The sequence below is a fragment of the Mycobacterium lehmannii genome, assembly GCF_002245535.1.
GTDB lineage: Bacteria > Actinomycetota > Actinomycetes > Mycobacteriales > Mycobacteriaceae > Mycobacterium > Mycobacterium lehmannii.
The window spans coordinates 127,734-149,573 of the sequence record NZ_NKCN01000012.1 but is presented as its reverse complement, the minus strand read 5'-3'; the positions used below and the strand labels follow the sequence as shown (position 1 = coordinate 149,573).

The following is a 21,840-nucleotide window of genomic DNA, read 5'->3' as shown; positions in this document are numbered from 1 at the left end:
TTCCCCCGTCCCCTTCGCTGATCGGTTGTGACGCCACGATAAGCCACAACGGAGCGGGGTTCGCCTTTTCTCGATAGATCCGTGAGCGCTGAACGTGGTCCGGGCTACCGGCACACACGCGCCCTTTCGCATGAGCCGGCTCCGGCTGCGGCTGCGCACGCGACTGGCACACGAATGACACTGCAATGCACGGCATGTCGGACGGTTTGGTAACCGCCGCACCGCACCGCCAGGATTCCTGATGGCGAGCGCATCTCGCGGGTGTAGGCGACGAATACGCGTTTCGGGTGACCGGCGTAATCTGCCGTCGAACGGAGTCGCGCAGCCCGTTGTTTGAAGTGATGCGCCGCGCGCTCGCCATGGTCAGTTCGGCGAAACGAATGCGCTTTCCGACGCGGGATAATTGCACCCGCTGCGCGTAGCGTTGACGTCATGGCGCCGACGTTGCCGGGCTTCGACGAGTGGCTGAATGCCGCTCTGATCGAGGAGGCAGACAGGGTCGGCGAATCCATCGAGACATACATCGGCCGCGCCGTCGCCGCTCGGATGATCATCGAACGGGCGCGCCGCGGTGAGGGCGATGTGCGCGAACTCATGGCGCACGTCAAAACGTTGAACCTGGACACGCACGACCCGGTCACAGCCCTCGCCGAGGGTGCCGTCATCTCCGACCCCGACCGACTGCGCGCGCTCTATGACAGTGGTTTGCTCAACGCGGAACGCGCCCGCAGCCTCGACCGCATCGTCGGCATGGTGGTGGCCGCGGTCGGGGTGCCGTCAGCCGCGGTGACACTGATCGATCGCGACACCCAGTACATGTGCAGCGCAATCGGTCTGACCGGCGAAATGGCGGTCAGACGGCAAGGCCCTTTGAAGGGTTCTCTCGGACGCGAGGTTCTCGTCACCGGCAAGCCGCTCGTCGTCGCCGATGCCCGGAAGGAACCGCTACTGCGCGACCATTGGGCGGTGAAGGAGGGTGTCGTCGTGGCTTACGCGGGCTTCCCCCTGACGGACGCCCAGGGACACACGATCGGCACGCTCATCGCCTGGGACACCCGGCCTCGCCAATGGATGCCCGGCCATGTCCAGGTGATGGAGGACTTCGTTATGGTGCTGCGCGCGCGCCTGTTCGGCGTCAATCCAGACTGACCTCGTAGCCGGCTAGAAGTCCCAGTCCTCGTCTTCGCCTAGGTTCCTCCGCCGGGCAGGCATGTTCCTCCGAGGGCTGCCGAGCACCAGGCTCTGCTGATTCTCGATGGACCGACCGGGTAAGGCTCTATGTTGGGTTGGCTCGGGCGCCGCTCACCCTCGGTTCACGATGGCGGTTGGATGAACAACGGCTGACAGCGCTCCGGAGCTTCCCTTCGCTCGTGGCGCCGCCAATTCAGTGAATGCCAGAATTCGTCTGCGCCTTCGCTGAACGCAACCAGGCGGCGGTCGGGGTGCAGCTGCGCGAGGCGGTCAACGACCTCCCGCCCGATGCCCCGACGTCGGTGCTTCTCCGACACTTCGATCAGTTCGATCTGGAGCGCTGTCGCCCCCAGTTGTGGCGTGTCCACGTAGTACTCGATATAGACGACTTCATCGAGCAGCACCCGGGCCACCTCGACACTGTTTAGGCGCGCCTGGAGATGTCGGTGATCGTCTCCAGCCCTCACCCTTGACCACCAGGCCGCATTGAACCCATCGTGCTTGGAGTACGATGCCACGCGATTCAACTCAAGTAGTTCCAGGTCCACGACAGGCATTGTGGACCCACGAGGGTTGTGGTCGGCAAGGTCCTTCCGCTGCCCATGCTTTGCCTCGTGGCGTTGCCTAGTAAGGCGGTGGTACGCCCACTTGGCCATCTCGCGGTTACGGCCATCGGACCACGTCACGAGTCCATCATCGCGGTGTTTCCGATACGGCGCGTCGTCGGGCTTTTAGAGATCGGGGTCGGTCGTCTCACCCTCGTCGTCGAAGGGGATCAGTTTCTCACACAGCCACAGCAAACCGTCATCTTCAACCGTCGCCGCGTAGCCACGATGGCAGCGATTAACAGGTGTGGCACCGCGAAAGTCGCCGAAGGGATCGGGTTCGCGGTCGGCGGCCCGCATGAAAGCGACGGCTGAAAGCTTCCAGCCCAGTGAGTTGGTCATGTATCCCAACCCCGCCCGCTGGGCACGGATCGTCTCCTCCGGGTGTGGCCAGTAGGGTCCGCGGTCGCGGCCATACTTCAGGAAGACGTCCACGTGAATTACGAACCCTTCGGCGGGGATCGGCAGAAGGCCACGCATCGTCGCCTTCTCCTTTGGCCAGTCGGACCCCCCCGCCGGGGGCACACCGGCAACAAATAGATCATGTTCGGTGCTGAGACGCACGATGTGGTCCACGTTCTCGGCGACGCGTCGACCAGTGAAATAGTGAGGAAGGTCGCTAGGGTCGGTAAGCCAGCGGCCCCCGGCCCGAGCGGAGCGGTTCTCGAACTCCGGATCAACCTCCATCTCCGGCGTTCTGATTAAGTCGAACCGGTAGTGCTCCTCGCCTGGATGACGCTCATCCGGCCCGTGAATGGTGACCTTGGCTCGCTGCATCGCCCGGTTCATAGACTTGATGTAAAACGACGTAGTCGATGTCTCGATCAACCAGTGCCAGCACTCGATGGCGGTGCCGTCGTTGGTCGCCCAGAGAAACTCGATGGCGCGGTGCTCATCCATTCCCGGGTACAGCGGGTCCTCAGTCATCCCTTTCCTCCGCGATCGCTCCCGACTGTCATGCTCAGCATCGCATCCCCGTTAGTACCTGGAGCTTCCGAAACCGCTGACGAGTGCCCCGGCCATCCCAAACGAAACGTCACAACCCCACTGCGCTACCCGATCGTCGTAACATCGACTTGTCGGCGGCGATGTTTTCGGCAGGCGGGTCAGATGTGGGGTAGCTGCCGGTCACGCTCGCAACCCCGGAGACGAGAACTCATGAGCAGACCCAACAGAGTGTCGTCGACACTTCCCACAGTCGGGCGGCGGCTCATAAAGTTGGTGTACTGCGTGCTGGCACTCGGCCTAGTGAATGCCCTCGGTGCATCGCCCGCATTCGCTGAGCCAGGCACCAGGTTCGACGCCCGCGACAATCCGACTGCCGACCTACAAGTTGGAGTAGATGTCTTGCCGGGCATGTGGGTCGGCACGAACGTCGAGGAATACGACTACCCCGGCAACTGCTCGATCATGACGTTTCGTGACTACCCGCCTCGATACACAGAGGACGGAATTGGCGACTGGCTCATCTCAGATATCGGTCAGCCCATGACATACCGGGTCACTCCCGGAGGCAGTGTCAGGTTCGGACGAGGTTGCGTTTGGGTCTGGGTGGGTCAGTAAGAAGATGTTGGTCAGGCGGCTGGCGTTTGCCACCACGGCACCAGGCCCAGCAGGGTGTCGATGACAGACCACCGTCTTGACCGAAACGACATCACTGATCATGACACTTGACCTCCCATCGCCCGTTCATGCCTGACCAGTACGTCTCGCCTCCGTTGTCGATCAGACGGACTGCTTCGGTCTCAGACATGTTGAACTGCTGCGTTAGCCATGCAACGGCGTCGTTGACCTCGAACGGCATCTCGCCGCTGGTTCTATCAAGCTGGCGCTGGTTCTCCGCGCAGAACGCTTCACCGGGTGTCTGCGCGAAGGCGACCGGGAGAGAGGCGACGGCAACCAGACAGCTCAGCGCGGCGGCTGTGCTTACACAAGTTTTCTTCCATGTCATGTCGAACTCCAGCGATAAGAAGTGTTGCCCGGCCCCACACCGGGCGGTCCCCTTGGGGAAGTATGAGGCCGGCGGCTCCCCAGCACTGCCGTTCGGGGGACTGGCCTCCTAGACGCGGTGATACTCGCACAGTCGTCGTCTTAGCTATCTCCCGCAACTGCCTCGAGATCGTCGAAAAGACCTGACATCATGGCCTCATGAAGCGGAGGCTCTTCGGCTGCCTGCTGGCCGTCCTCAGCATCAGCCTGGTCACTGCTGGCCCGGCGTCGGCCAGCGAGGACGCCTTCATTGAGGCTATCGACTCCATCGACTACTACGCGGTCAATTGCCCCGAGTGTGCCGAGGAGGCATTGGAAGTCGGTTACCGGGTGTGCGACGCCTTCGATGCGGGTGGTGGTGCTCAGGGCGCTGTCGCAGAAGTGCTGCGGTCGTACAACGGGCCGGGAAGCCATCCGGGTTACTACGCACACCTGTTCGCGCAATACTCGGCCTATGAGTTGTGCCCGCAGCACAGCGACGTCATCGGGCAAATTTAGGTTGACTCAGACACCGCCACCGCACCACTGACATGGTCTCAGCCTCTCCATGACCTTCGTGGCGATCGAGCGATACCTTCTTGCGCCGGACGACATCGATCCCATAGTCCCCGAGAACGCGATCCGCCATGCGGGCGTCCTTCCGCCCACGCCTCGGATTGGCGTCTACGCCTTGATCCGGAAGGTCTCGGAACCCATCTTCGTCGAAGAGAATCTCACGATCACTGCGTGTGGTCGGTGGGCACGAATCTGCCTTCACGAACGTTTCGACCCGCAGGACTCCCGGTCCTGCTTGGACTGCATCGAAGCCCTCTGCCTTTGAGGCTGCGCAACCATGATGACCTACGAGGGCATCCAGAAGTACTCCTATTAGGTCGTAGCCGACGTCAACCGATCGCCACAGCCTCATACAGGTACCGATACAACGTCGCCCGGGACACCCCGAGGTACTTCGCGATGTCCTTGACGGTGTGGCCATCGTCCTTCATTCGCCGAGCGGTGGCGATGTGCTCGGCGTCGGTGACCTTCCGGGGGCGACCAAATCTGGTGTCGTTAGCCCTCGACGCCCGCTTGAGCGCCGTTCGCTCCTTGATTAGTTCGCGCTCATACTCCGCGAGTGACCCGAGGACGCCGATCCTCATCCGGCCCGCTGGAGCGGAGGAGTCGATGCCGTCGGTGACCGAGACCCGGGTGACGCCTCGGTCAGTCAGGTCCCGCACCGTCTCCAAGATGTGCAGCATGTTGCGCCCCAATCGGTCGAGCTTCCACACCACGACGGTGTCGCCTTCGCGAACGTAGTCCAACAGGGCAGCTAGACCGGGACGGTCATCGCGCGCACCAGACATCACGTCCGAGAACACCTTGGTGACCCCAGCGGAGGGCGAGCGCCTCGTTCTGTTGGTCAAGCGTCTGCGCCACGGTCGAGACGCGGGTGTAGCCCATCCGGGTGCCCGCCGGGTTGCGGGACCCGCTCTCGCCGTGACTCATATTGGTTTGCACGCGAGTATCGAGACATCTATTTCCGAGACCAACATTCGAGACACCACGACCTGGTGCTCCGAGCGATGCGGGGCTTAGGAGCACCCAGTCTCGAATGTGATCCATTTTGAGACAGCAACGTTTGGATCTCTGATACGCCGCTCTACCCCCGTTTGAGGCAGGCGCCGCTTCTTGGCTCAGACCTCAGTTGCCGAGTCTGGCTCGTCCGGCGTTTGCAATTCGAGGTTCTGTTCGGTTGGATGTTCGGCTTCTGCCGCTGCGCGAGAGTACGGACCTTGGTCAGCCAGGCCACTAATCAACAGCCGGATGCGCCCCAGCGAGATGAGGGCGAGAACGAGAGTAAGGCCTAGAACGGCGTGCACCACCAGGCCAAGAATAAAAGGAAAGCTGCAAGCTTTTGGTTCCACCAACATCAGTGAGGTGATCGCAAGGGCGATGGATGCTGCCCCGATAGCAGCGAAGGATGCGACGTTCGCTGGCTTGAGTCCGGTTGGTTGGTCTGACACCCGTGAAATCCGGTCGCCAGCGCCGGAGCCGATCTGGTTTTTCTCCTTTTCACTGAGTCCCTGGGCAGCCTCTAAGAGTCGTCGCTCCAGAATCTGGATCGAATTTACGCGGACAGAGGCTAGTACCAACAGCTGAGTCTGGTAGCAAAGCAGGCCCCATAGTGGCGCTCCGATGAAGGCGAGTGCCCAAGGGTTCTCTACAAAGTCAGTTGCAATCGCTGCGGCAACCAGCGCACCGTATGTGGTGATTACGTACAGCAAGGTCATGTTCGCTTGGTAGATGGCAGACCCATCGGCTCGGTCGGCTAAGTAAATTGTGGTAATCGGGTCATTGGCCATCTGTATAGTTCCGCCCCTGAGTAACACTAGTCCGCCCGCAGACTAGCGGGCCTCCGCTCGTCGAGAACGGTATTCCGAGTGGCCTCTCTACGCATTCTTCATCGGGCCGCGCGGATGGCTGTCTCAGACGCCCTCCCCACAGGTGAGCTACGCGGATGCCGGGCTATTGACGATACCGGTGATGTTCCAGACACATAGTCGTTGCACAACCCTTGAGATCGATACCGCTACACGCGAGATTTCCCTAAGATCGCTTCATCCAACATGGTCCACCATGCGACGCGAAGATTGGCGATGCACGCTATTCCGACGGTGGTCGCCCCTTCCGATGAAAGCCATAATGACGCCAGAGATAGATGAGCTCGTTTTTTGCAATCCACCGCATCGCCCACAGGCGATTGTTCTTCTCCTTCAGCGGCGTAGCGCGGGGTTTTCGTGGCCTAAGACGCTCTTCCTCGATGTCGTATTGCCAATCACGGCCATATACATCACGGAACTCGATGTAACTCTTAAAGCCCGCCATAGTAACCCAATCAAGACCGACGGAGGCCGAAGCTCCAGGTTCGATCTTCGTCGCGAACATGTTGCTCTGAGTCGCTTCTTTCGGCCTATCCCTACCGTGGCTCCTTTTCGCAGCCAGATAGAACTCGTGGGACGGAAAAGCAGCAAGCGTCGGACCACCGAACACAACTGCGCCGCGATAGTTACCGGATCGAGCCGCCGACCACAACGATCGAGGCTTCGGTATCACTCTGACACCGACGATTGGCTTTTCCGAGCGATTGTGCACCTCATACACACCGCTGCCAAGCCCAAAGTATATGAGCGACGCTTGAGCCCACTTCTCCTGTCGCCTGCCCAAGGCGTAGGCAACAGCGGCGATCAGCGCTGCGAGGCCCGTGGCCACGGCCCCGACCCATGCTGCTGCATCACCCCATACATCTGCACGAAACGGATAGTGCGCAAGATCGCCTAAGTCGAACCAATCGGACGTTGCAGCCACCCAGTTCACCGGAAGAATTGTGCACGACCGTCACGCAAACTGGCGGAGAGGCGCACCACACTCCACGCTGAGCCAATTCCAGGCGGATCGACCGTCACATTGGTTCTCGCCGTAAGCTGGGGCCGCCGCCCCCACAGCGCCAGCGAGAGTGCGGGGCCACCTCGGACGTGCTGAATTGCTCTCCATGACTCGATGGCTCACTAGCACTCAGGCAGCTTCCGAGTCGTCCGTGAGCGTGTCCGAGATGTTCAGCGCTATGTACATTGGCCGCCTGCGTGTGCGTGTCCGCAGGATGGGCGGCGACTCTCGCATCACATCGTGCCGAATCTTGCGGTTCGACCGTGACTCACTGAACTGGTCGGGCTTGGACCTCAAACCGTTGACTGACGAGGAGTATGACGCGATGGCCGATGAAATCCCGTGCTGGCTGACAATCAAGCAGGCGGCTGCGTATTACCAGATCAGTCAACACACCGTGCGGAAAATGATCTCGATTGGTGATCTGAAAGCCAAGCGTATTGGCCCCAAAATGATTCGCATTGAACGAGACTCGCTGTTGGAGTTAGGTGATCAAAGATCTTCCCGCCGCTGAAAGGCGCGACACGAGAATCGGTTGTAGCAACAGATGACAACTCCTGAGTTCGGGACTGGAGCCTGGCTCTCATATACCGACTGAAAGCCGTGAGGTCACACGATACTACCGGTCTGTGTCGTCCTTCGGCATCTCGATGTCAACGACGCCTCGCCGCAAACGTTGTTTTAGGACGAACCATTTCAGAGCTTGTCGTCTGCGCCATCGCAATCGTATCCGATCATCGCGGGTGGCTATGTACTCATTCCGTTGTCCCCGAATCTCATCTCGCAGCAGGTTGTTCAGGTCTATGGCGAGCCCGACGCTCAGTTGAAATCGCAGATCGTCGAAGGTTTCCCAGTCTTTCTCGCGTATGGCACGCCTAGCTCCGTCGACAACCCCTTCCATTTGTGCGAAATGGTCGACGACGAGGGGGCTACCGAAGAGCCTCACCCTCATCACTGTGTCAAGGTCAGGAGAAGGTGGATCGTCTCGAAGACCTCGATCACTCCAGCCGTAAATTGTGTGGACCCATTCCTGGAGTTTGAGATAGGTGACCGTCCTTTCCTGCCATAGGTTCTGTTCCCGTATCGCTGACCGCTGGGAACAGTAGGTCACGATCATGCTGACGATTGCCGTGGTCGTGCTCGCCGCTACCGCCAGCGCAGCAATAGCCACCTCTGCGCTCATCGGCGGGAGGTTCGGTTTAGGGTCCGCCGAAACGAAAGGGCGCTGGATATGGCGGGACGCAGGACCTTGAGGGCCTCTTGGCGGGGCAAGCGGAGGTGCTGGACCAAGTAGACCTCGCCCATGCCCCCGGACCCGAGCAGTCGCAGGACCCGGTATCCCGCGAACGTCTCGCCGATCCGCAACGGCATGGGCGAATGTTAGCCGCCGCCAATTTGTAGGCTCACCGATTCAGCTGTCACTGGGTGTCTCGGGGCTGTGATGAAGCCGATGACCGTCACCGGGACTGACTTTCGTGAAGCTCGTAACCCGGCTATTACGAGACTCGGTCGGTACCGATCGGCGGAATGAACTCGGCGTGAACACGTTGGAGATAGTCTCTGCTGGTTTGATCAGAAGACACCAGCTCAAGAGCAGCCTGAAATGCCTGGATTCGTCGCTGTGCTTGGTCTAGGAGCTGGCCCCAGGTGCCGACCCAAATCCGGTAGCGTGAGTTGCTCACAGTTAGGCCTTGGCGAGACGGGTCACTGTATAGGCCCCTGACGGCTTCGTCGATGTCGGTTCCCACTAGCCAGAAGTCCCACGAGTGCGGTGCCCCTACGACCTCCGGGTGCGTAGTAATCGCGGACGCATAGTTGTTGACCTGACTGAATTCGACCATCGTCAGCGTCTTGGGTCGCTTGAGTTCGACGACGAGGTGGCGGGTGCTCTGACTCTCGGGCAGGTGGCGCGAAAATGCCATGTCCACGCGACCGCGCTTGCCATCGGGGAGCCTTACTGGCCCAGACGCGAACTCGACTTCGCTGTTCGCTTCGGCAACGAGGGTTCGCACAAGCCGTGTGAGGCCAACTTCGGAGAGTGCAAGACCCCACTCGTCGCCGAAAATCCACGGCTCATTGACCAACATCGGATGTAGCTGGTCGACCTCTCGGAATTGGGTCCTCGTCGCATTTGAATACAACAACTCTCGAAGACCATGGATGAAGTCGGCGCGATCCGCCACAGTCTGCGCTGACCGAACGATGGAAGCGAGCTTAGTGCGTTCAAGCAGGTCGACGAGGACCTCCTGCTCCTCGTCCGTTAGCTCTAACACCGAGGACAGAATCTTCTTGGTATGCGCCGGCTCGGAGCGTGTCGCTTCCTGGAGTAGTCGAAGAGATAGCTTCTTCTGTTTGACGTCTCGACCGATCGCCGGGCTTGCAACCACTGCCACGATGTCGAAGATTTCTCTCTCGACTTCTTCGGTCGCGCTGCGTGCGTCACCCTCGTATGGATAGACGCCTTCCGCCTTCCACTCTGCGAGAATGCTTCCCTTCTGCTCTTCAAGACGACGCTGTAGATAATCGATGACTGCCCTGTTAGCCGCAGCGAGGAGTTCGCCGTGCTGAATGTCTGGTGCCCGTAAGTCGGCCTGACCCATTAACTCTGGATCCCGAAAACCCTCCCATTGGAGGTATGTAGTCCAATTAAGCGGTGTTGGTGGCAGTCGGCTGAGCTTATAGTCCGAAACCACGCCGCCTCGGTCGTCGCACAAGAACATCGTCTTCGATCGCATGTCCGCCCCCCACTCGACCAAGCGGAGACGCGGAGCAGCTTTGCCATGCAGGACAGACGGATCGAGGTCACCGAGGTCAAGGTCAATATCAGAAACGATGTGGACAGTCGGATTCAGGGGTCCGTTCCGGAATGAAACGTCGACGTCGGGCATCGCAAGAAGTGAAGGCGCCAGCCGGGCGGTGAGCTGCAATGGAAAGCCCTGTTCGACGATGCCTGCGACACGTGGGCTCTGCCGCAGCACCATTTCCACTGTGGTGCCTCGTGGTCCTTGAGATGACCACGGTCCATCGAAGACAAACTGATCAGGGGAATCTCGTCGGCCACGAATCTCGACCTCGGAGTAGTCTGGGTCTGCCTGCGATCTTGACCGCCAATTAACACGATCAGCGATGCTGTACCCGAGAAACCGTCCTCTGCCCAGCTGCCCGTGCAGTGGCCGGTTCAGTTCCGGTGAGAATCGCTTCGTCCGCTTCCAGGAGTCGCCGTGGGTTAGGAAGAACTCTTCGATACGGTCAGGTGGCATCCCCGAGCCGTTGTCGCTGACGACGAGTTCTTCTGGCGCTCCTAGATCTCCGATCGCGACAGTTACCTCGATTGTGGTCGCATCGGCATCGAGAGAGTTCCAAACGAATTCCGCCACTACGTCGACCGCGCTCGCTCGCTCAACGTAGCTGAGGATGGTGTCTCGACCGGCGCGCACCTGCTTGGTCTCCACGGCGCTAGCGTAATGAGCGGCCACGACAAAAAGGGGTAGCCGGGCCGATGCGCCGTCGGATGGACCCGTGTCGACCCGGATCGTGCTGAGATGCGTCCTGCGTGCACGAGTCGGGTGCGGTCCGCGAGGTAGAGGGAGTCGTCAGGAAGGGCGTGATAGCTACGAAACTCAAGTGGATGTCTGAAGGCGTTGCTTCTGACAGCAGCGCCATATACGTCGTCGATTCCAACATCCTGCTGGCTGATCCGTCGCTGGAAGGAATCGCTTGGACGCGCTTGCGGCTGCTCGTCCAGTTCGGGCCGCTGTCAATCGTGGTCCCCGAAGTGGTCGTCCGTGAGGTCGCTCGACGTCGGTACAAGACCTTGAAGCGCTTGCGCAGCGAAGCCGCCACGAAGTGGGGCGAAGCGCTCGCTGCGCTTTGCGCTGCAGGTCTTGAACTACCCGACGGTCTGCCAACGGTAAGGGAACTCCGTAGCCGCCCGATTCAGACTGCCGAACAGCTGGCTGATCGGCTACGCAACGAGTTGACCGAAATGGGAGCTGTCATCCGCCCCGTGCCTACTGCGATCGATCACGACACACTGGTCAACTGGTCCCTTTCGGAGCATCCGCCGTTCGACTCGACTGACAAGGGGTACAGGGACGCGCTGATCTGGGTGACGGTGCGAGAAGTCACTGCCGAGGCGCACTCGGGTTGCGCGGTTGTCTTCGTCACGAATGACAATGACTGCTGCGACGGCAAAGAGGCAATATTGCATCCCGAGCTGACGCAAGACCTAGCTAGTGTCACCGCCAACATGGTTTCGATTGCGAAGTCGATCGATGACGCAATCTCGATTACAGCGATGGACAAAGTCTTGACCGAACTAACGGAGCCGCCACTCGATCTACCGAGTCGTACCGATCAGATTGGAGCTAGCATCGATGCGGCCTGCCAGAACCTTGTGGGGAGTGAACTATTCGATCATCTTGACGTGATGCTGGACCGCGAGCTTGATGAACCGACCGCTTTAGAGGTCTGGCCCGACCTGACAACTCTTAGTCTTGACATTCATGAAGTGTTCGAAGGTGGTACCGAGATCGGTGAAGCAATTGTCGACGCGGAGATCGGTTATGAGGCAACCGTTCTGAAAGAGGACAGCGATGGACCGAACGCGAGTTGGACTGTTGTTGATGAAGAGTATGACGAAGACGCCGTCCTCGTAAACGGCGAGTTCGTCGCCGAAATGACATTCAGCTTCGTCATTGACGATGGAGGTGTCCAGGCGATTGAACTAGTTTCTGTCGTCCGTCGCCCGCAGTAGGCATTAGGCCGCCCCAGGCGGTCACTAGCTTGATTGACGATTGATCATCCAGATATTGGGCGGTCCTGAACCGCTAGTCGAACTCACTTCACCAAGGTTCCTTAACGTCTCGCCGATGCCAACCCCCGGTGACAACGCTCGAGTGCGTAGCCTGCGCGGACGGATCGGCGCTTATGAATCCTGGGCCAGGACGCCCGACCGAGCGGCGCGCTCCTGGCTGGCGTACCTCGACATCGTTAGGGCATCCCGCACTTCTACCGCAACCCTTTAAGGGGTTTTCGCGCTCGCCGGGGTCCGGCGCGGTCGCGGGCGGCTCATCCGCAGAGATAGGTCGTGGCGATCGCCATGTAGGTCGCCATTTCTTGCTTCGTGGACGCACTAGCGGACTTCGTGTCGTAGCCATGCTCCTCGTAGAAGGTGGCGATAGCCTGCTCGCGATCACTCGGGTACTTCTTCAGTACAGCGCACGCCTCATAGCCGTATTTGACCACGGGGCCACCGACCGTCCATGCCGATGGGTCACCCATATACGCGCCGTGGCTACCGGGGATCATGCTGTAGGAAACATGGTTAGGTCCATCGATCGGCGTTCCGTCTAGCGCCGCCAGAAAACTCTGCTCGCGAGCGCGGGCAACCCCCGGCGACGCCTCGCGTTCAGGAGCCTCGCGTGCAGGAATCGAAGACGGCGGCGTGGCTGGCGGAGGCGGGGGTGCGCTGCTTGGGGCAGGCGCCAGCGGACTCGATGTTTCGGTCAACGTGCCACTCCTGGGCGGCATCGTTGAGCCGCTCGATCGGCGTTCGTCCCAGGGCCGCCACACCATGGCGATAAAGCCAACCAACAGAACGATCACAACGATGCTGGCCAGGGCGAGCCGGATGCGTGGAGATGCGCGGGCTGCTGGTTGAATAGGTAATCCGGCAGCGGACGTGGACACAGACTTGCTTGGCTGGCGTGCGGCTTCAGTAGTGGCGTTCGCGGGCGCGCCCATCCTGGAGGACTCGTCGCCCAGGGCCTGCGCGAATGCCGAACAGGAAGGGAAGCGGTCGGAGGCGTTCTTGCTCAGTGCTATTTGGAGTACGTCATCGAGACCAGCGCAGCCGGAGCGGCTGTCGCCCAGCGTCGGCGGGACCGTGTTGAGGTGTCTGCTTATTACCACTGCTGGGTTCGAGTACGGGAACAGCTGGGCTCCGGTCAGGAGGTGGTAGGCGGTGGCGGCGAGGGCGTATTGGTCGACCCGTCCATCCATCTCTTCGCCCAGCAATTGCTCAGGGGCGGCGTAAGCCACCGTGCCCACCGTCATGTTGGTTGTGGTGATGCCGCTGATCTCGTCTAGCGGTCGGGCGATGCCGAAGTCGGCGAGGAAGACACCCGGGTCATCGCTGTCAAGGGCGGTGACGATGATGTTGGCGGGCTTGACGTCACGGTGCAGCAGCCCCTTCCGGTGGGCGTAGTCCAGCGCACTGGCAACTGCAGTGATGATCGACAGGACGATGTCGACCGGCATGCCTGCCGGGTACTTCTGCTCCAGCAGGTAGGCGACGTCGGTGCCGTCGATGTAGTCCATCGCGATCCACAACTGGCCGTCATGCTCGCCTCGGTCGTGGATCCCGACGATGTGGGGATGCCGAAGTCCTGCGGCTAGGTCGGCCTCGCGGATAAACCGCTCGCGGAAGGAAGGATCACTCGATATGTCCGGGCGGAGGACCTTGAAGGCCTCTTGGCGGGGCAGACGGGGGTGCTGGACCACATAAACCTCGCCCATGCCTCCGGAGCCGAGCAGCCGCAGGACCCTGTATCCGGCGAATGTCTCCCCAATCCTTAGCGGCATGGCATCCAACTTGTCGTCGTCGCTGCCACCACTCTTTACCCGCCGCAGGTCTGCATCAGGATCTTTCCCCTCTGTTCGCCACCTATCAGCGCTTCACGGACCTGAGGTGACTGCGGGTTCGGTGTAAACATCACCGTCGGTGTTGATCACCAATCCGCCTCGGCTGACGTCGTACCGGGTGCCATTGTTCGTCACAGTAAAGCCCGATGCGGTAGGCATTGCACCATCAATATCGATCCTGGCTCCGTCCTTAAGACGCAGCCCTTTGTAGGTATAACCGCCAGTGCCATGGTCACAAATGGCGACAGCCGATTGAGTGGTCTGGAGCGTCAGCACTGCGCGGTGTGGGCAGCGGAGACTTTCGTAGTTGGACTGGTAATTCGCGCTGGGCGCAGAATCGGAGGCGGTCGCCACGGGGGGTGGTTGTGGTGCCGAAGCTTGCCCCGGCTCAAGAGTCCAGGTCTGACAATTCGAAGATTTGAAGGCCCGGTCGGTCGGCAGTATCTCGATGACTTGCGGACCGGTGCTGTTGTTGTTGTCGATGATGTCGCTGGTATCGAGGCTTCTCAACCTGGCCCAATAACAAGCAGAGCCGCCGGGCGTGCGGTACATGCCCGGCAGGATGTCGGTCCCGACCAAGTAGGTGCCATCGGTCTCGATCACGGACTTCGGACCCGTCGGCGTCGGGCTGACTACCGGGGTGGGTCCGCTTGCGAAGTCAGAAACAGTGGGCGGACTTGCTGGCGCAGTGACAGTGACTGTGGAGGTCGGCGGGGACGTGGTACTGCAGGCGGACACAGCGACTCCGAGCGCCATCAGGCCGATCTCGATCGATATCAGTCCATTTCGATTCATAGCGCTACATCTTCGTGGTTCAGCACAGGTGCATAGTTGCGGCGTCGTAAACGGTCGGAGCGTCGACGTGAGATACACGGAGTCCGTCACCGTGACTGAGGTTGTATTCGATGGTTGCGCGAGACCGTCCTTGTTCGACTTCTCGACAGACCCACGTTCCGGTCCAAACAGCCTCTACAACGTCGTCGAACTGGTACCGGCAGTCCTCGCCAGTGCCGCGATCGTGTGGGCCGTTACATGGGTGCCCGTCGCGGTCGATTAAACCAGCGGCCCTTAGGGCATCGCCGTAAGCCATCGTGTCGTAGTCGGCAGATGCCCTCGGAGCGAGGCCAAACGCGAGCGATCCCGCCGCTAGACCTAGGAGCACCACTCGGGTGATCTGTGTGGAGTTCATGTCGTTCCTAAATGCGTCTTTCAGGGCCGGTAGAGAACCCATACACCCTCGTGGGAGGGACACCAGATCAGGTGACCGTCCGGTGAGCTGGCCATCATGTTGGTCATCTCTGAGGCGGCGCACGGTTCACCCATGTTGCGGATGCCAGTCGGCTCGACGGAGCGAACCCAACCCATTTGAGTGCAGATGATCTGGCCGAGTTCCGGGTCGTATGCAAGCTTGTTCTGGTCGTTGCATGCTTCGCCGAGTACTGGCGCAACCGGTACCTGAGCAGGTGGTGCTGTTAGCCCTACCGGTGCGAGCCAAAGGGACGCTGCCGTCAGCGTCACCCCCAGCGCAAGACAGCGGTTCCTCCGCAATGTCCGAGCCGCCGATTCTATGCCCGACGACCCCCGTTCTGGGCCGCCACTTGCCTCAACGGACCGGTCAGAGCGCATGGTCGATGCCTCCATGACGTGAGCAAGCGCCTCTGGAAGTGACACTGGATGAGTAGGTCCCATCGGCGCACACGAACGTCGCACTCTCCGGGGGCTGTGAGGAGTCCGTGGGCCGAAGGATGCAATCACCCTGCGAGTTCTCGTACTCGTCGCTGGCACAGCTGGCGATGAACGAGACTGATGCGGTACCGGGGTCAGTTACCGTGGCGGTTGCGAAACCCCCGAGCGCAGCAGCGGTCACGGCAGCCGCTATCAGCGTCTTGCGAAGCATTATGACTCCTGAATTTGCTACTGATGCTGTGGCGCACCAGCCCCGTCTGGTTCCGCCTTGATCAGAACGGTAGGGCGTTCCTAGAAATTTGGAATCAGGGGTTTCCCTATAACTTGTTTGCTGGCTCCGAAACTCGCTCGTCAAACGCAGCCGACTGTGGTGCCGTCCGGATCGCCTGCGAATAGGTGTCCGATGGTCCGGGGGACTTAGTACGGTCCTCCCATGCAAACCGCGAGCCCTGCGTCAGAGGACTTCCGCAGTGTTGTCCTCCGAGGCCGCAATGTGGCCTCCTTCAAGTTCGCCCTCGCGAAGTCCATCCTGTCATTGGCCGAGTCGGGCGCGACGTCAGCTTCGCTGGAGGAATTGGCGGTCCCGTTCAGTCGTGAGTTGTGCGCCCACATCCTGCGGGTGGACACACAGTCGACATCTGCCACGAGCCGGTTCCTCGATGCGTGCCGTCATTTCAACGCGGGCATCATCACTCCCGTGGAACTGGTGACCACCACTGCGCTGCTCGGCTTCGAGAACTTCATCGATGCCTTCCACGTGGTCGGCACCGGCGATGTTGAGACCCGGTTCTTCCACGACGAGCGCAAGCAGTCGCTGCGCGGCATCCGCTTCACCGACGAGTTGCTCGCCATAGCCTCCAATGCAGACGCGAAGCAGCCGCTGGAGGCCGAGGCTGAGTCGCGCTGGCGGCTGGTCGAAAGCACCTGGCACGAGAAGCGATTGACCGGCTCAACCCTGCGGTAGTCTACGACCGGCCGTCCGAGATGATCGTGCGCGGCATGCGCCGCTCCATCACCTGGGTGCGACCGGGCCTGAGCGGGTACAAAGCCGGGGCATGCTTTTATTGTGGCGCGCCGGTGACCCCTCTTCTCGGCCTCGAACACTCCGCCGATGTCGACCACTATTTTCCGCACTCCCTGATGGCACGGGGTACTTGACGTCTCTTCGACTGAGGGTCGGCCCGCGCGGCGGAGCGTGGCGACCAGTACAGGTGTTGGAGGATCTATCACTTCGCCTAGGTGCACGGCCAAAGCACTGCGCTCGAAACCTGACCGTCCCTGCCGGAGCAGGTGATCGACCCGGTTTGGCAAGTTCCCGCGCCATGTTCGAACCTCGCCGGTCAGCTATCCCATCAGTCCGACATGGCCAGTAGGAGCAGGACCACTGAACTGCGGGTTTAGAAGTCCCAGTCCTCGTCTTCGGTGACGACGGCCTTGCCGATCACGTAGCTGGACCCCGACCCGGAGAAGAAGTCGTGGTTCTCGTCGGCGTTGGGTGACAGCGCCGACAGAATCGCCGGGTTGACGTCGGTCTCGTCGCGCGGGAACAACGCCTCGTAGCCGAGGTTCATCAGCGCCTTGTTGGCGTTGTAGCGCAAGAACTTCTTGACGTCCTCGGTCAGGCCGACGCCGTCGTAGAGGTCTTGGGTGTACTCGACCTCGTTGTCGTAGAGCTCGAACAGCAGCTCATAGGTGTAGTCCTTCAGTTCGGCCTGCTTGGCCGCGTCCTCGAGCGCAAGACCGCGCTGGAACTTGTAGCCGATGTAGTAGCCGTGCACAGCCTCGTCGCGAATGATCAATCGGATCATGTCGGCGGTGTTGGTCAGCTTGGCCCGGCTGCTCCAGTACATCGGCAGGTAGAACCCGGAGTAGAACAGGAAGCTCTCCAGCAGCGTCGAGGCCACCTTGCGCTTGAGCGGCTCATCACCCTTGTAGTACTGCATGACGATCTCGGCCTTGCGCTGCAGGTTCGGGTTCTCCTCCGACCAGCGGAACGCGTCGTCGATCTCGGCCGTCGAGCACAACGTGGAGAAGATGTTGCTGTAGCTGCGTGCGTGCACCGACTCCATGAACGCGATGTTGGTGTAGACGGCTTCCTCGTGCGGGGTCAGCGCGTCGGGGATCAGGCTGACCGCCCCGACCGTGCCCTGAATCGTGTCGAGCAGCGTCAGGCCGGTGAACACCCGCATCGTCAGCTGCTTCTCGTGGTCGTTGAGCGTGTTCCACGACGGAATGTCATTGGAGACCGGCACCTTCTCCGGCAACCAGAAGTTGCCCGTCAGCCGGTCCCAGACCTCGGCATCCTTCTCGTCCTGGAGACGGTTCCAGTTGATCGCCGAGACACGGTCAATCAGCTTCATGCCATCACTCACGAGAACCCCATTTCACCTGGTCTTTGGTCCGCTTGACGCGGTTCTGTCGCCCGACATCGACACTACCCCTGGGGGACGACATCCACGGCTAACACAACATCGTGTGTTGGCGTGTCGTTCCCGCCGACGAGTTACCGCTGCCGCCCGTGGGCATTCTGATCGACTCTGCGCGCTGTTTCGGCCGAAATCGCGATCTCGGCGCACACTAGGCAGCCAGCGACGCGCGCTGCCCGCCGAAGAACCGATACTCCGATTTGTCGAACTTGCGGGTGGCCAACCAGTACTGCCATGTCATGCCGCTCCACAGCGTCCGGTTCACGCCGTGCTCGTCGAGATACCAGCTCTGACAGCCGCCGGTGCTCCACACGGTCCCGGACAGTTCGTCCTGCAGCTGCTCGTTGTAGCTGTCCTGCGCCTCGCGGGTCGGCGTCAACGCCTGCGCGCCGGCCCGGTCGACGGCCGCGATCGCCTGCGCGGCGTAGCGGATCTGCGACTCGATCATGAACACCACCGAGTTGTGCCCCAGCGCGGTGTTGGGCCCGAGCAGGAAGAACAGGTTCGGCATGTCGGCGACCGTGATGCCGCGCAGCGCCGCGATGCCCTCGCGGTTCCAGCGGTCCACCAAGTCCTCGCCACGCGGACCCTTGATGTGGACGTACGTATAGGAGTCGGTGACGTGGAATCCGGTGGCGAACACGACGACGTCGGTTGCCCTTTCGACGCCGTCGGCGGTGACGATGCCCGTCGGCGTGAACCGCGCGATGGCGTCGGTGACGACATCGGCCTTCGGGTCGGCGATGCCGCGATAATAGGTGTCGGAGTTCAGGATTCGCTTACAACCGGCCCGGTAGGTCGGAGTCAGCTTGCGGCGCAGCTCGCGGTCCTTGATCGACTTGTTGATGTTCCACTTACCCAGCAGCTCACCGATTTTCAGCAGCCGCGGCTCGCGGGTCATCGCGAAACCGACGCCCTCGTGGATCCAGTAGATGGCCGCCCGCATCAGTTGCCGGGTGCCGGGCACGTTGGTGAACAGGTCGCGCGCCCATCGCGGAATCGGGTTGTTGGGCCGCGGCATCACCCATGCGGGCGTGCGCTGATACAGGTGCAGCGCGCCGACGTCCTTGACGATCTCCGGCACGATCTGAATCGCACTCGCACCGGTGCCGATCACCGCGACCCGTTTGCCGTTCAGATCGACATCATGGTCCCACTCGGCGGAATGAAAAGTGGCGCCGGCGAATTCGTCGAGCCCGGGGAATTCGGGGACGAACGGGATGTGCAGGCCGCCCGCACCGGAGACGACGAACTGCGCGACGAACTCGCGGCCGTCCTTGGTGAACACGTGCCAGCGCAGTTCGTTGTCGTCCCAATGGGCACGGTCGACGTGGGCGCCGAACCGGATGTAGCGACGCAGCCCGTATTTGTCGGTCACGCCCTTGAGGTAGTCGAAGATCTCCGGCTGAAACGACCACATGTGACGCCAGTCGGCCTTGGGCTCGAACGAGAACGAGTACATGTGCGACGGGATGTCGCAGGCGCACCCGGGGTAGGTGTTGTCGCGCCAGGTGCCGCCGATCTCGTCGGCCTTCTCCAGCATCAGGAAGTCGACGTTCTGACGTTGCAGCGCAATGGCCATTCCGAGACCGGAGAAGCCGGTGCCGATGATCAGTGCCCGGGTGTGCACCGGTTGTTGGGCAGTGGTGTCCTCGGCCGTCTGCTCGGCAACGGTCATGGTCTCCCCTATTACCTCAGTTGACGCGTGCACCCTCCGTGGTGGGCACATCCTGGGAACGCCGGTACTGGGTACTTTCCAGTCTCCGGTCCGCGCGAAGTGGTGTCAACGCCGGAGTCAGGCGACGGGCTGCTGCTTGCGAACGGCGGTGTTAATCGGCTGGTCAGGGTCAATCTGGATGCCGAGCAGCTCGGCGGTGCCGTTGATCGCGCCCACCATGATCGTGGTCATGTGCGCGACGAACTGATCGGCGGGCATGCGGCGGGTGCCGTCGTCATCGTCGCCCAGCCACCAGTCCGTCGCCGATGCCGCGGTACCGAAGATCGCATACGCCGCGAGCTCGAAGGCTGCCGGATCCGGCGCCAGATCCTTGAGTTCCTCGCTGATCATGTCGGCGACGGCGAGCGTGATCTCGCTGCCCCGGTTGACGGTCGTCATCGCGGCTGCTGACTTGTCGGCGAACCGACCCTGCAACAGGAACCGCACCACGTTGGGATGCTGCTCGACCAGCTCGACGTAATGCCCGACGCCACGCCCGACGATCTGGCGCGCGGAGTCATGCTCCACATCGATCGACGGGATGATCGCCGCCCACAACATGTCTCGCATGCGCTGGCCGATCTCGCCGAACATGTCGGACTTGTCGGTGAAGTGGCGGTAGATCTTGGGTTTGGCGGTGCCGGCCTCTTCGGCGATCTCGCGCACGCTGACGTTGGGACCCAGCCGGTCGATGGCGCGGAAGGCGGCGTCGACGATCTCGGCGCGCACCTTTTTGCGGTGCTCGCGCCAGCGCTCGCTGCGGGCGTCCACCTTGACACCCGGCTCGCCACTCGACCGTGGCCTGCCCGCTCGTCGCACCCGGTCACTCTACCGCTCAAGCACTGCTGACCAGCTCAGACCACGTCGCATGCGTTTCCGGGCGCCACCTCTGGGCAACTCCGTCCGACAAGAGAGGCAGACGCAGCGCGGGTAATATCGCTGCGACAGCCGATCGACGAGACGAGTTTCATGACGCAGCAATACGACCTGGTCATCGCAGGTGGCGGGCCCTCCGGCTCGGCAGCCGCGTGGCAGGCCGCTCAGACCGGCGCGAGGGTCGTGGTTCTGGACAAGGCCGAGTTCCCGCGGGCCAAGCCCTGCGGCGACGGGCTAACCGCCCGCGCGGTGAGTTATCTGCAGAAGATGGGACTGGCCGACGAGGTGGCCACCTATCACCGGGTGAATCGCGTGACGGTCTTCAGTCCGAGCGAGTGGGAACTGTCGTTCCCGAAGCGGCCCGGTATGCCCGACCACGGCCACACCGTCAGTCGCGAGCGCCTCGACACCACGCTGCTCAAGCACGCCGAGTCCGCGGGTGCCGAGGTGCGCCAGGGCGCGGAGGTTTCCGGGCCGATCCTCGAGAAGGGTCGCGTCGTGGGAGTGACGCTCAAGAGCGGCGAAAAGGTCTACGGCGACGCGGTGATCGCCGCCGACGGCGCCTACTCCCCGATCAAGCGAGCCCTCAAGATCGACTCCGAATACAACGGCTACTCGGCGATCGCGATCCGCTCCGAGATGCACGCCAACCGGCCCGACTCCGACAGCCTCGACATCTATCTCAAGCTCGTCTTTGAGGGCGATCAGCTGCCCGGGTACGGCTGGGTGTTCCCGATGGGCAACGGCATCTTCAACATCGGGCTGGGCTACGTCAACAGCTACAAGAACTGGCAGTCGATCAACGCCACGCAGTTCCTCGGCGATTTTCTCCGCACCCTGCCGCGTGACTGGGACCTGCCGCCGATCGAGGAACTCAAGAAGAACAAGAGCGTGCGGGCGTGGCGACTGCCCATGGGGTTCACCGCGTGGCCGCCGTGGCGCCCGGGCGTCCTGTTCACCGGCGACTCGCTGGGTGCGGGCAAACCGGCCTCAGGCGCGGGCATCTCCAAAGCGCTCGAATCCGGCTTGGCCGCAGGCGAATGCGCGATCGCGGCCCTGCAGAACGGCGGGCCGGACGACTTCACGAACTACGCGCAGCGCATGGAGGCCGCGTGGGGCCGCGAGTATCGCCGCGGCCGCTACATGCACAAGTTGATCGGACAACCCAAGCTGGCCAACGCCGGGGTGAAGCTCATCGACAACGCGATGTTCCGCGACCGGATGCTCAAGGCTCTCTACAAGAAGGCCCAAGGCCCGCAGCACACCATCAAGTGAGACCGTA

The 21,840-nt window shown here is 61.5% G+C and carries 20 protein-coding genes and 1 pseudogene; 6 read left to right on the top strand and 15 right to left on the bottom strand.

The features are described 5' to 3' along the window. The first annotated feature begins 444 nt into the window (after positions 1–444). On the top strand, positions 445–1,149 hold the full coding sequence (locus tag CEX87_RS15425; RefSeq protein WP_231987786.1) for a GAF domain-containing protein: 705 nt from the start codon (positions 445–447) through the stop codon (positions 1,147–1,149). Between the two features lie 164 nt (positions 1,150–1,313). Here CEX87_RS15425 and CEX87_RS15420 read toward each other — a convergent pair whose 3' ends face one another. The 3 genes from CEX87_RS15420 to CEX87_RS15405 all read right to left on the bottom strand — a co-directional run bounded on the left by CEX87_RS15420 (position 1,314) and on the right by CEX87_RS15405 (position 3,747). Then, positions 1,314–1,739 carry a GNAT family N-acetyltransferase gene (locus tag CEX87_RS15420; protein WP_142301100.1) on the bottom strand — a complete coding sequence of 142 codons (426 nt, stop codon included), beginning with the start codon at positions 1,737–1,739 and terminating at the stop codon, positions 1,314–1,316. A gap of 183 nt (positions 1,740–1,922) precedes the next feature. Further along, positions 1,923–2,723 carry a hypothetical protein gene (locus CEX87_RS15415; RefSeq protein ID WP_094287985.1) on the bottom strand — a complete coding sequence of 267 codons (801 nt, stop codon included), beginning with the start codon at positions 2,721–2,723 and terminating at the stop codon, positions 1,923–1,925. Positions 2,724–3,450: 727 nt separating this feature from the next. After that, positions 3,451–3,747: a hypothetical protein gene (locus CEX87_RS15405; protein WP_094287981.1), complete on the bottom strand. Its 297-nt coding sequence runs from the start codon at positions 3,745–3,747 to the stop codon at positions 3,451–3,453. 197 nt (positions 3,748–3,944) lie between these two features. Here CEX87_RS15405 and CEX87_RS15400 point away from each other — a divergent pair, with 197 nt between their 5' ends. Beyond that, on the top strand, positions 3,945–4,283 hold the full coding sequence (locus CEX87_RS15400) for a DUF732 domain-containing protein (RefSeq protein WP_094287979.1): 339 nt from the start codon (positions 3,945–3,947) through the stop codon (positions 4,281–4,283). 386 nt (positions 4,284–4,669) lie between these two features. Here the strand turns inward: CEX87_RS15400 and CEX87_RS15390 are convergent, their stop codons facing one another. The 3 genes from CEX87_RS15390 to CEX87_RS27120 all read right to left on the bottom strand — a co-directional run bounded on the left by CEX87_RS15390 (position 4,670) and on the right by CEX87_RS27120 (position 7,139). After that, positions 4,670–5,128, bottom strand: coding sequence for a recombinase family protein (locus tag CEX87_RS15390; RefSeq protein ID WP_332888955.1), 459 nt, complete (start codon positions 5,126–5,128; stop codon positions 4,670–4,672). A gap of 330 nt (positions 5,129–5,458) precedes the next feature. Further along, complete coding sequence (locus tag CEX87_RS15385) at positions 5,459–6,055, bottom strand: hypothetical protein (protein WP_142301099.1); 597 nt, start codon at positions 6,053–6,055, stop codon at positions 5,459–5,461. 373 nt (positions 6,056–6,428) lie between these two features. After that, positions 6,429–7,139 carry a hypothetical protein gene (locus CEX87_RS27120; protein WP_142301098.1) on the bottom strand — a complete coding sequence of 237 codons (711 nt, stop codon included), beginning with the start codon at positions 7,137–7,139 and terminating at the stop codon, positions 6,429–6,431. A gap of 220 nt (positions 7,140–7,359) precedes the next feature. Between CEX87_RS27120 and CEX87_RS27380 the strand changes: the two genes are divergently transcribed. Then, positions 7,360–7,722 (top strand): helix-turn-helix domain-containing protein, encoded by a 363-nt coding sequence (locus CEX87_RS27380; RefSeq protein ID WP_198957230.1) that lies wholly within the window; start codon positions 7,360–7,362, stop codon positions 7,720–7,722. A gap of 105 nt (positions 7,723–7,827) precedes the next feature. Here the strand turns inward: CEX87_RS27380 and CEX87_RS15375 are convergent, their stop codons facing one another. The 3 genes and pseudogenes from CEX87_RS15375 to CEX87_RS15365 form a co-directional block, all read right to left on the bottom strand. Further along, a complete protein-coding gene (locus CEX87_RS15375) occupies positions 7,828–8,391 on the bottom strand; it encodes a hypothetical protein (protein WP_094287971.1) in 564 nt (187 codons plus the stop codon). Between the two features lie 11 nt (positions 8,392–8,402). Continuing rightward, a pseudogene (locus CEX87_RS27595) lies at positions 8,403–8,579 on the bottom strand (serine/threonine protein kinase); the annotation flags it as partial. Positions 8,580–8,704: 125 nt separating this feature from the next. After that, on the bottom strand, positions 8,705–10,660 hold the full coding sequence (locus CEX87_RS15365) for an ATP-binding protein (RefSeq protein WP_158220777.1): 1,956 nt from the start codon (positions 10,658–10,660) through the stop codon (positions 8,705–8,707). 176 nt (positions 10,661–10,836) lie between these two features. Between CEX87_RS15365 and CEX87_RS15360 the strand changes: the two genes are divergently transcribed. After that, on the top strand, positions 10,837–11,964 hold the full coding sequence (locus CEX87_RS15360) for a PIN domain-containing protein (protein ID WP_142301097.1): 1,128 nt from the start codon (positions 10,837–10,839) through the stop codon (positions 11,962–11,964). A gap of 314 nt (positions 11,965–12,278) precedes the next feature. On the opposite strand, the gene CEX87_RS15355 is transcribed toward CEX87_RS15360, so the two are convergent. The 3 genes from CEX87_RS15355 to CEX87_RS27980 form a co-directional block, all read right to left on the bottom strand. After that, positions 12,279–13,793 (bottom strand): serine/threonine-protein kinase, encoded by a 1,515-nt coding sequence (locus CEX87_RS15355; RefSeq protein ID WP_094287963.1) that lies wholly within the window; start codon positions 13,791–13,793, stop codon positions 12,279–12,281. Positions 13,794–13,886: 93 nt separating this feature from the next. Next, positions 13,887–14,456, bottom strand: coding sequence for a hypothetical protein (locus CEX87_RS27590; protein WP_233151393.1), 570 nt, complete (start codon positions 14,454–14,456; stop codon positions 13,887–13,889). A gap of 1,012 nt (positions 14,457–15,468) precedes the next feature. Next, a complete protein-coding gene (locus tag CEX87_RS27980; RefSeq protein ID WP_094287962.1) occupies positions 15,469–15,750 on the bottom strand; it encodes a DUF3761 domain-containing protein in 282 nt (93 codons plus the stop codon). Positions 15,751–15,972: 222 nt separating this feature from the next. Between CEX87_RS27980 and CEX87_RS15340 the strand changes: the two genes are divergently transcribed. Next, complete coding sequence (locus CEX87_RS15340) at positions 15,973–16,503, top strand: hypothetical protein (protein WP_142301096.1); 531 nt, start codon at positions 15,973–15,975, stop codon at positions 16,501–16,503. Between the two features lie 433 nt (positions 16,504–16,936). On the opposite strand, the gene nrdF is transcribed toward CEX87_RS15340, so the two are convergent. The 3 genes from nrdF to CEX87_RS15325 all read right to left on the bottom strand — a co-directional run bounded on the left by nrdF (position 16,937) and on the right by CEX87_RS15325 (position 20,501). Further along, positions 16,937–17,899, bottom strand: a complete 963-nt coding sequence (nrdF, locus tag CEX87_RS15335; protein ID WP_064415334.1) for a class 1b ribonucleoside-diphosphate reductase subunit beta — start codon at positions 17,897–17,899, stop codon at positions 16,937–16,939. Positions 17,900–18,116: 217 nt separating this feature from the next. Continuing rightward, positions 18,117–19,643 (bottom strand): flavin-containing monooxygenase, encoded by a 1,527-nt coding sequence (locus tag CEX87_RS15330; RefSeq protein ID WP_094287958.1) that lies wholly within the window; start codon positions 19,641–19,643, stop codon positions 18,117–18,119. Between the two features lie 117 nt (positions 19,644–19,760). Further along, positions 19,761–20,501 (bottom strand): TetR/AcrR family transcriptional regulator, encoded by a 741-nt coding sequence (locus CEX87_RS15325; RefSeq protein WP_064398418.1) that lies wholly within the window; start codon positions 20,499–20,501, stop codon positions 19,761–19,763. 150 nt (positions 20,502–20,651) lie between these two features. On the opposite strand from CEX87_RS15325, the gene CEX87_RS15320 reads away from it, so the two are divergent. Next, on the top strand, positions 20,652–21,833 hold the full coding sequence (locus CEX87_RS15320) for an NAD(P)/FAD-dependent oxidoreductase (protein ID WP_064427327.1): 1,182 nt from the start codon (positions 20,652–20,654) through the stop codon (positions 21,831–21,833). The last annotated feature ends 7 nt before the right edge of the window (positions 21,834–21,840 follow it).

Coding starts and splice junctions, on each gene's coding strand:
- CEX87_RS15390 (WP_332888955.1), bottom strand. CDS start 5,128: ATGTCTGGTGCGCGCGATGACCGTCCCGGTCTAGCTGCCCTGTTGGAC.
- CEX87_RS15340 (WP_142301096.1), top strand. CDS start 15,973: ATGCAAACCGCGAGCCCTGCGTCAGAGGACTTCCGCAGTGTTGTCCTC.
- CEX87_RS15415 (WP_094287985.1), bottom strand. CDS start 2,723: ATGACTGAGGACCCGCTGTACCCGGGAATGGATGAGCACCGCGCCATC.
- CEX87_RS15320 (WP_064427327.1), top strand. CDS start 20,652: ATGACGCAGCAATACGACCTGGTCATCGCAGGTGGCGGGCCCTCCGGC.
- nrdF (WP_064415334.1), bottom strand. CDS start 17,899: ATGAAGCTGATTGACCGTGTCTCGGCGATCAACTGGAACCGTCTCCAG.
- CEX87_RS15360 (WP_142301097.1), top strand. CDS start 10,837: ATGTCTGAAGGCGTTGCTTCTGACAGCAGCGCCATATACGTCGTCGAT.
- CEX87_RS15375 (WP_094287971.1), bottom strand. CDS start 8,391: ATGAGCGCAGAGGTGGCTATTGCTGCGCTGGCGGTAGCGGCGAGCACG.
- CEX87_RS27980 (WP_094287962.1), bottom strand. CDS start 15,750: ATGCTTCGCAAGACGCTGATAGCGGCTGCCGTGACCGCTGCTGCGCTC.
- CEX87_RS15400 (WP_094287979.1), top strand. CDS start 3,945: ATGAAGCGGAGGCTCTTCGGCTGCCTGCTGGCCGTCCTCAGCATCAGC.
- CEX87_RS15330 (WP_094287958.1), bottom strand. CDS start 19,643: ATGACCGTTGCCGAGCAGACGGCCGAGGACACCACTGCCCAACAACCG.
- CEX87_RS15385 (WP_142301099.1), bottom strand. CDS start 6,055: ATGACCTTGCTGTACGTAATCACCACATACGGTGCGCTGGTTGCCGCA.
- CEX87_RS15405 (WP_094287981.1), bottom strand. CDS start 3,747: ATGACATGGAAGAAAACTTGTGTAAGCACAGCCGCCGCGCTGAGCTGT.
- CEX87_RS15355 (WP_094287963.1), bottom strand. CDS start 13,793: ATGCCGCTAAGGATTGGGGAGACATTCGCCGGATACAGGGTCCTGCGG.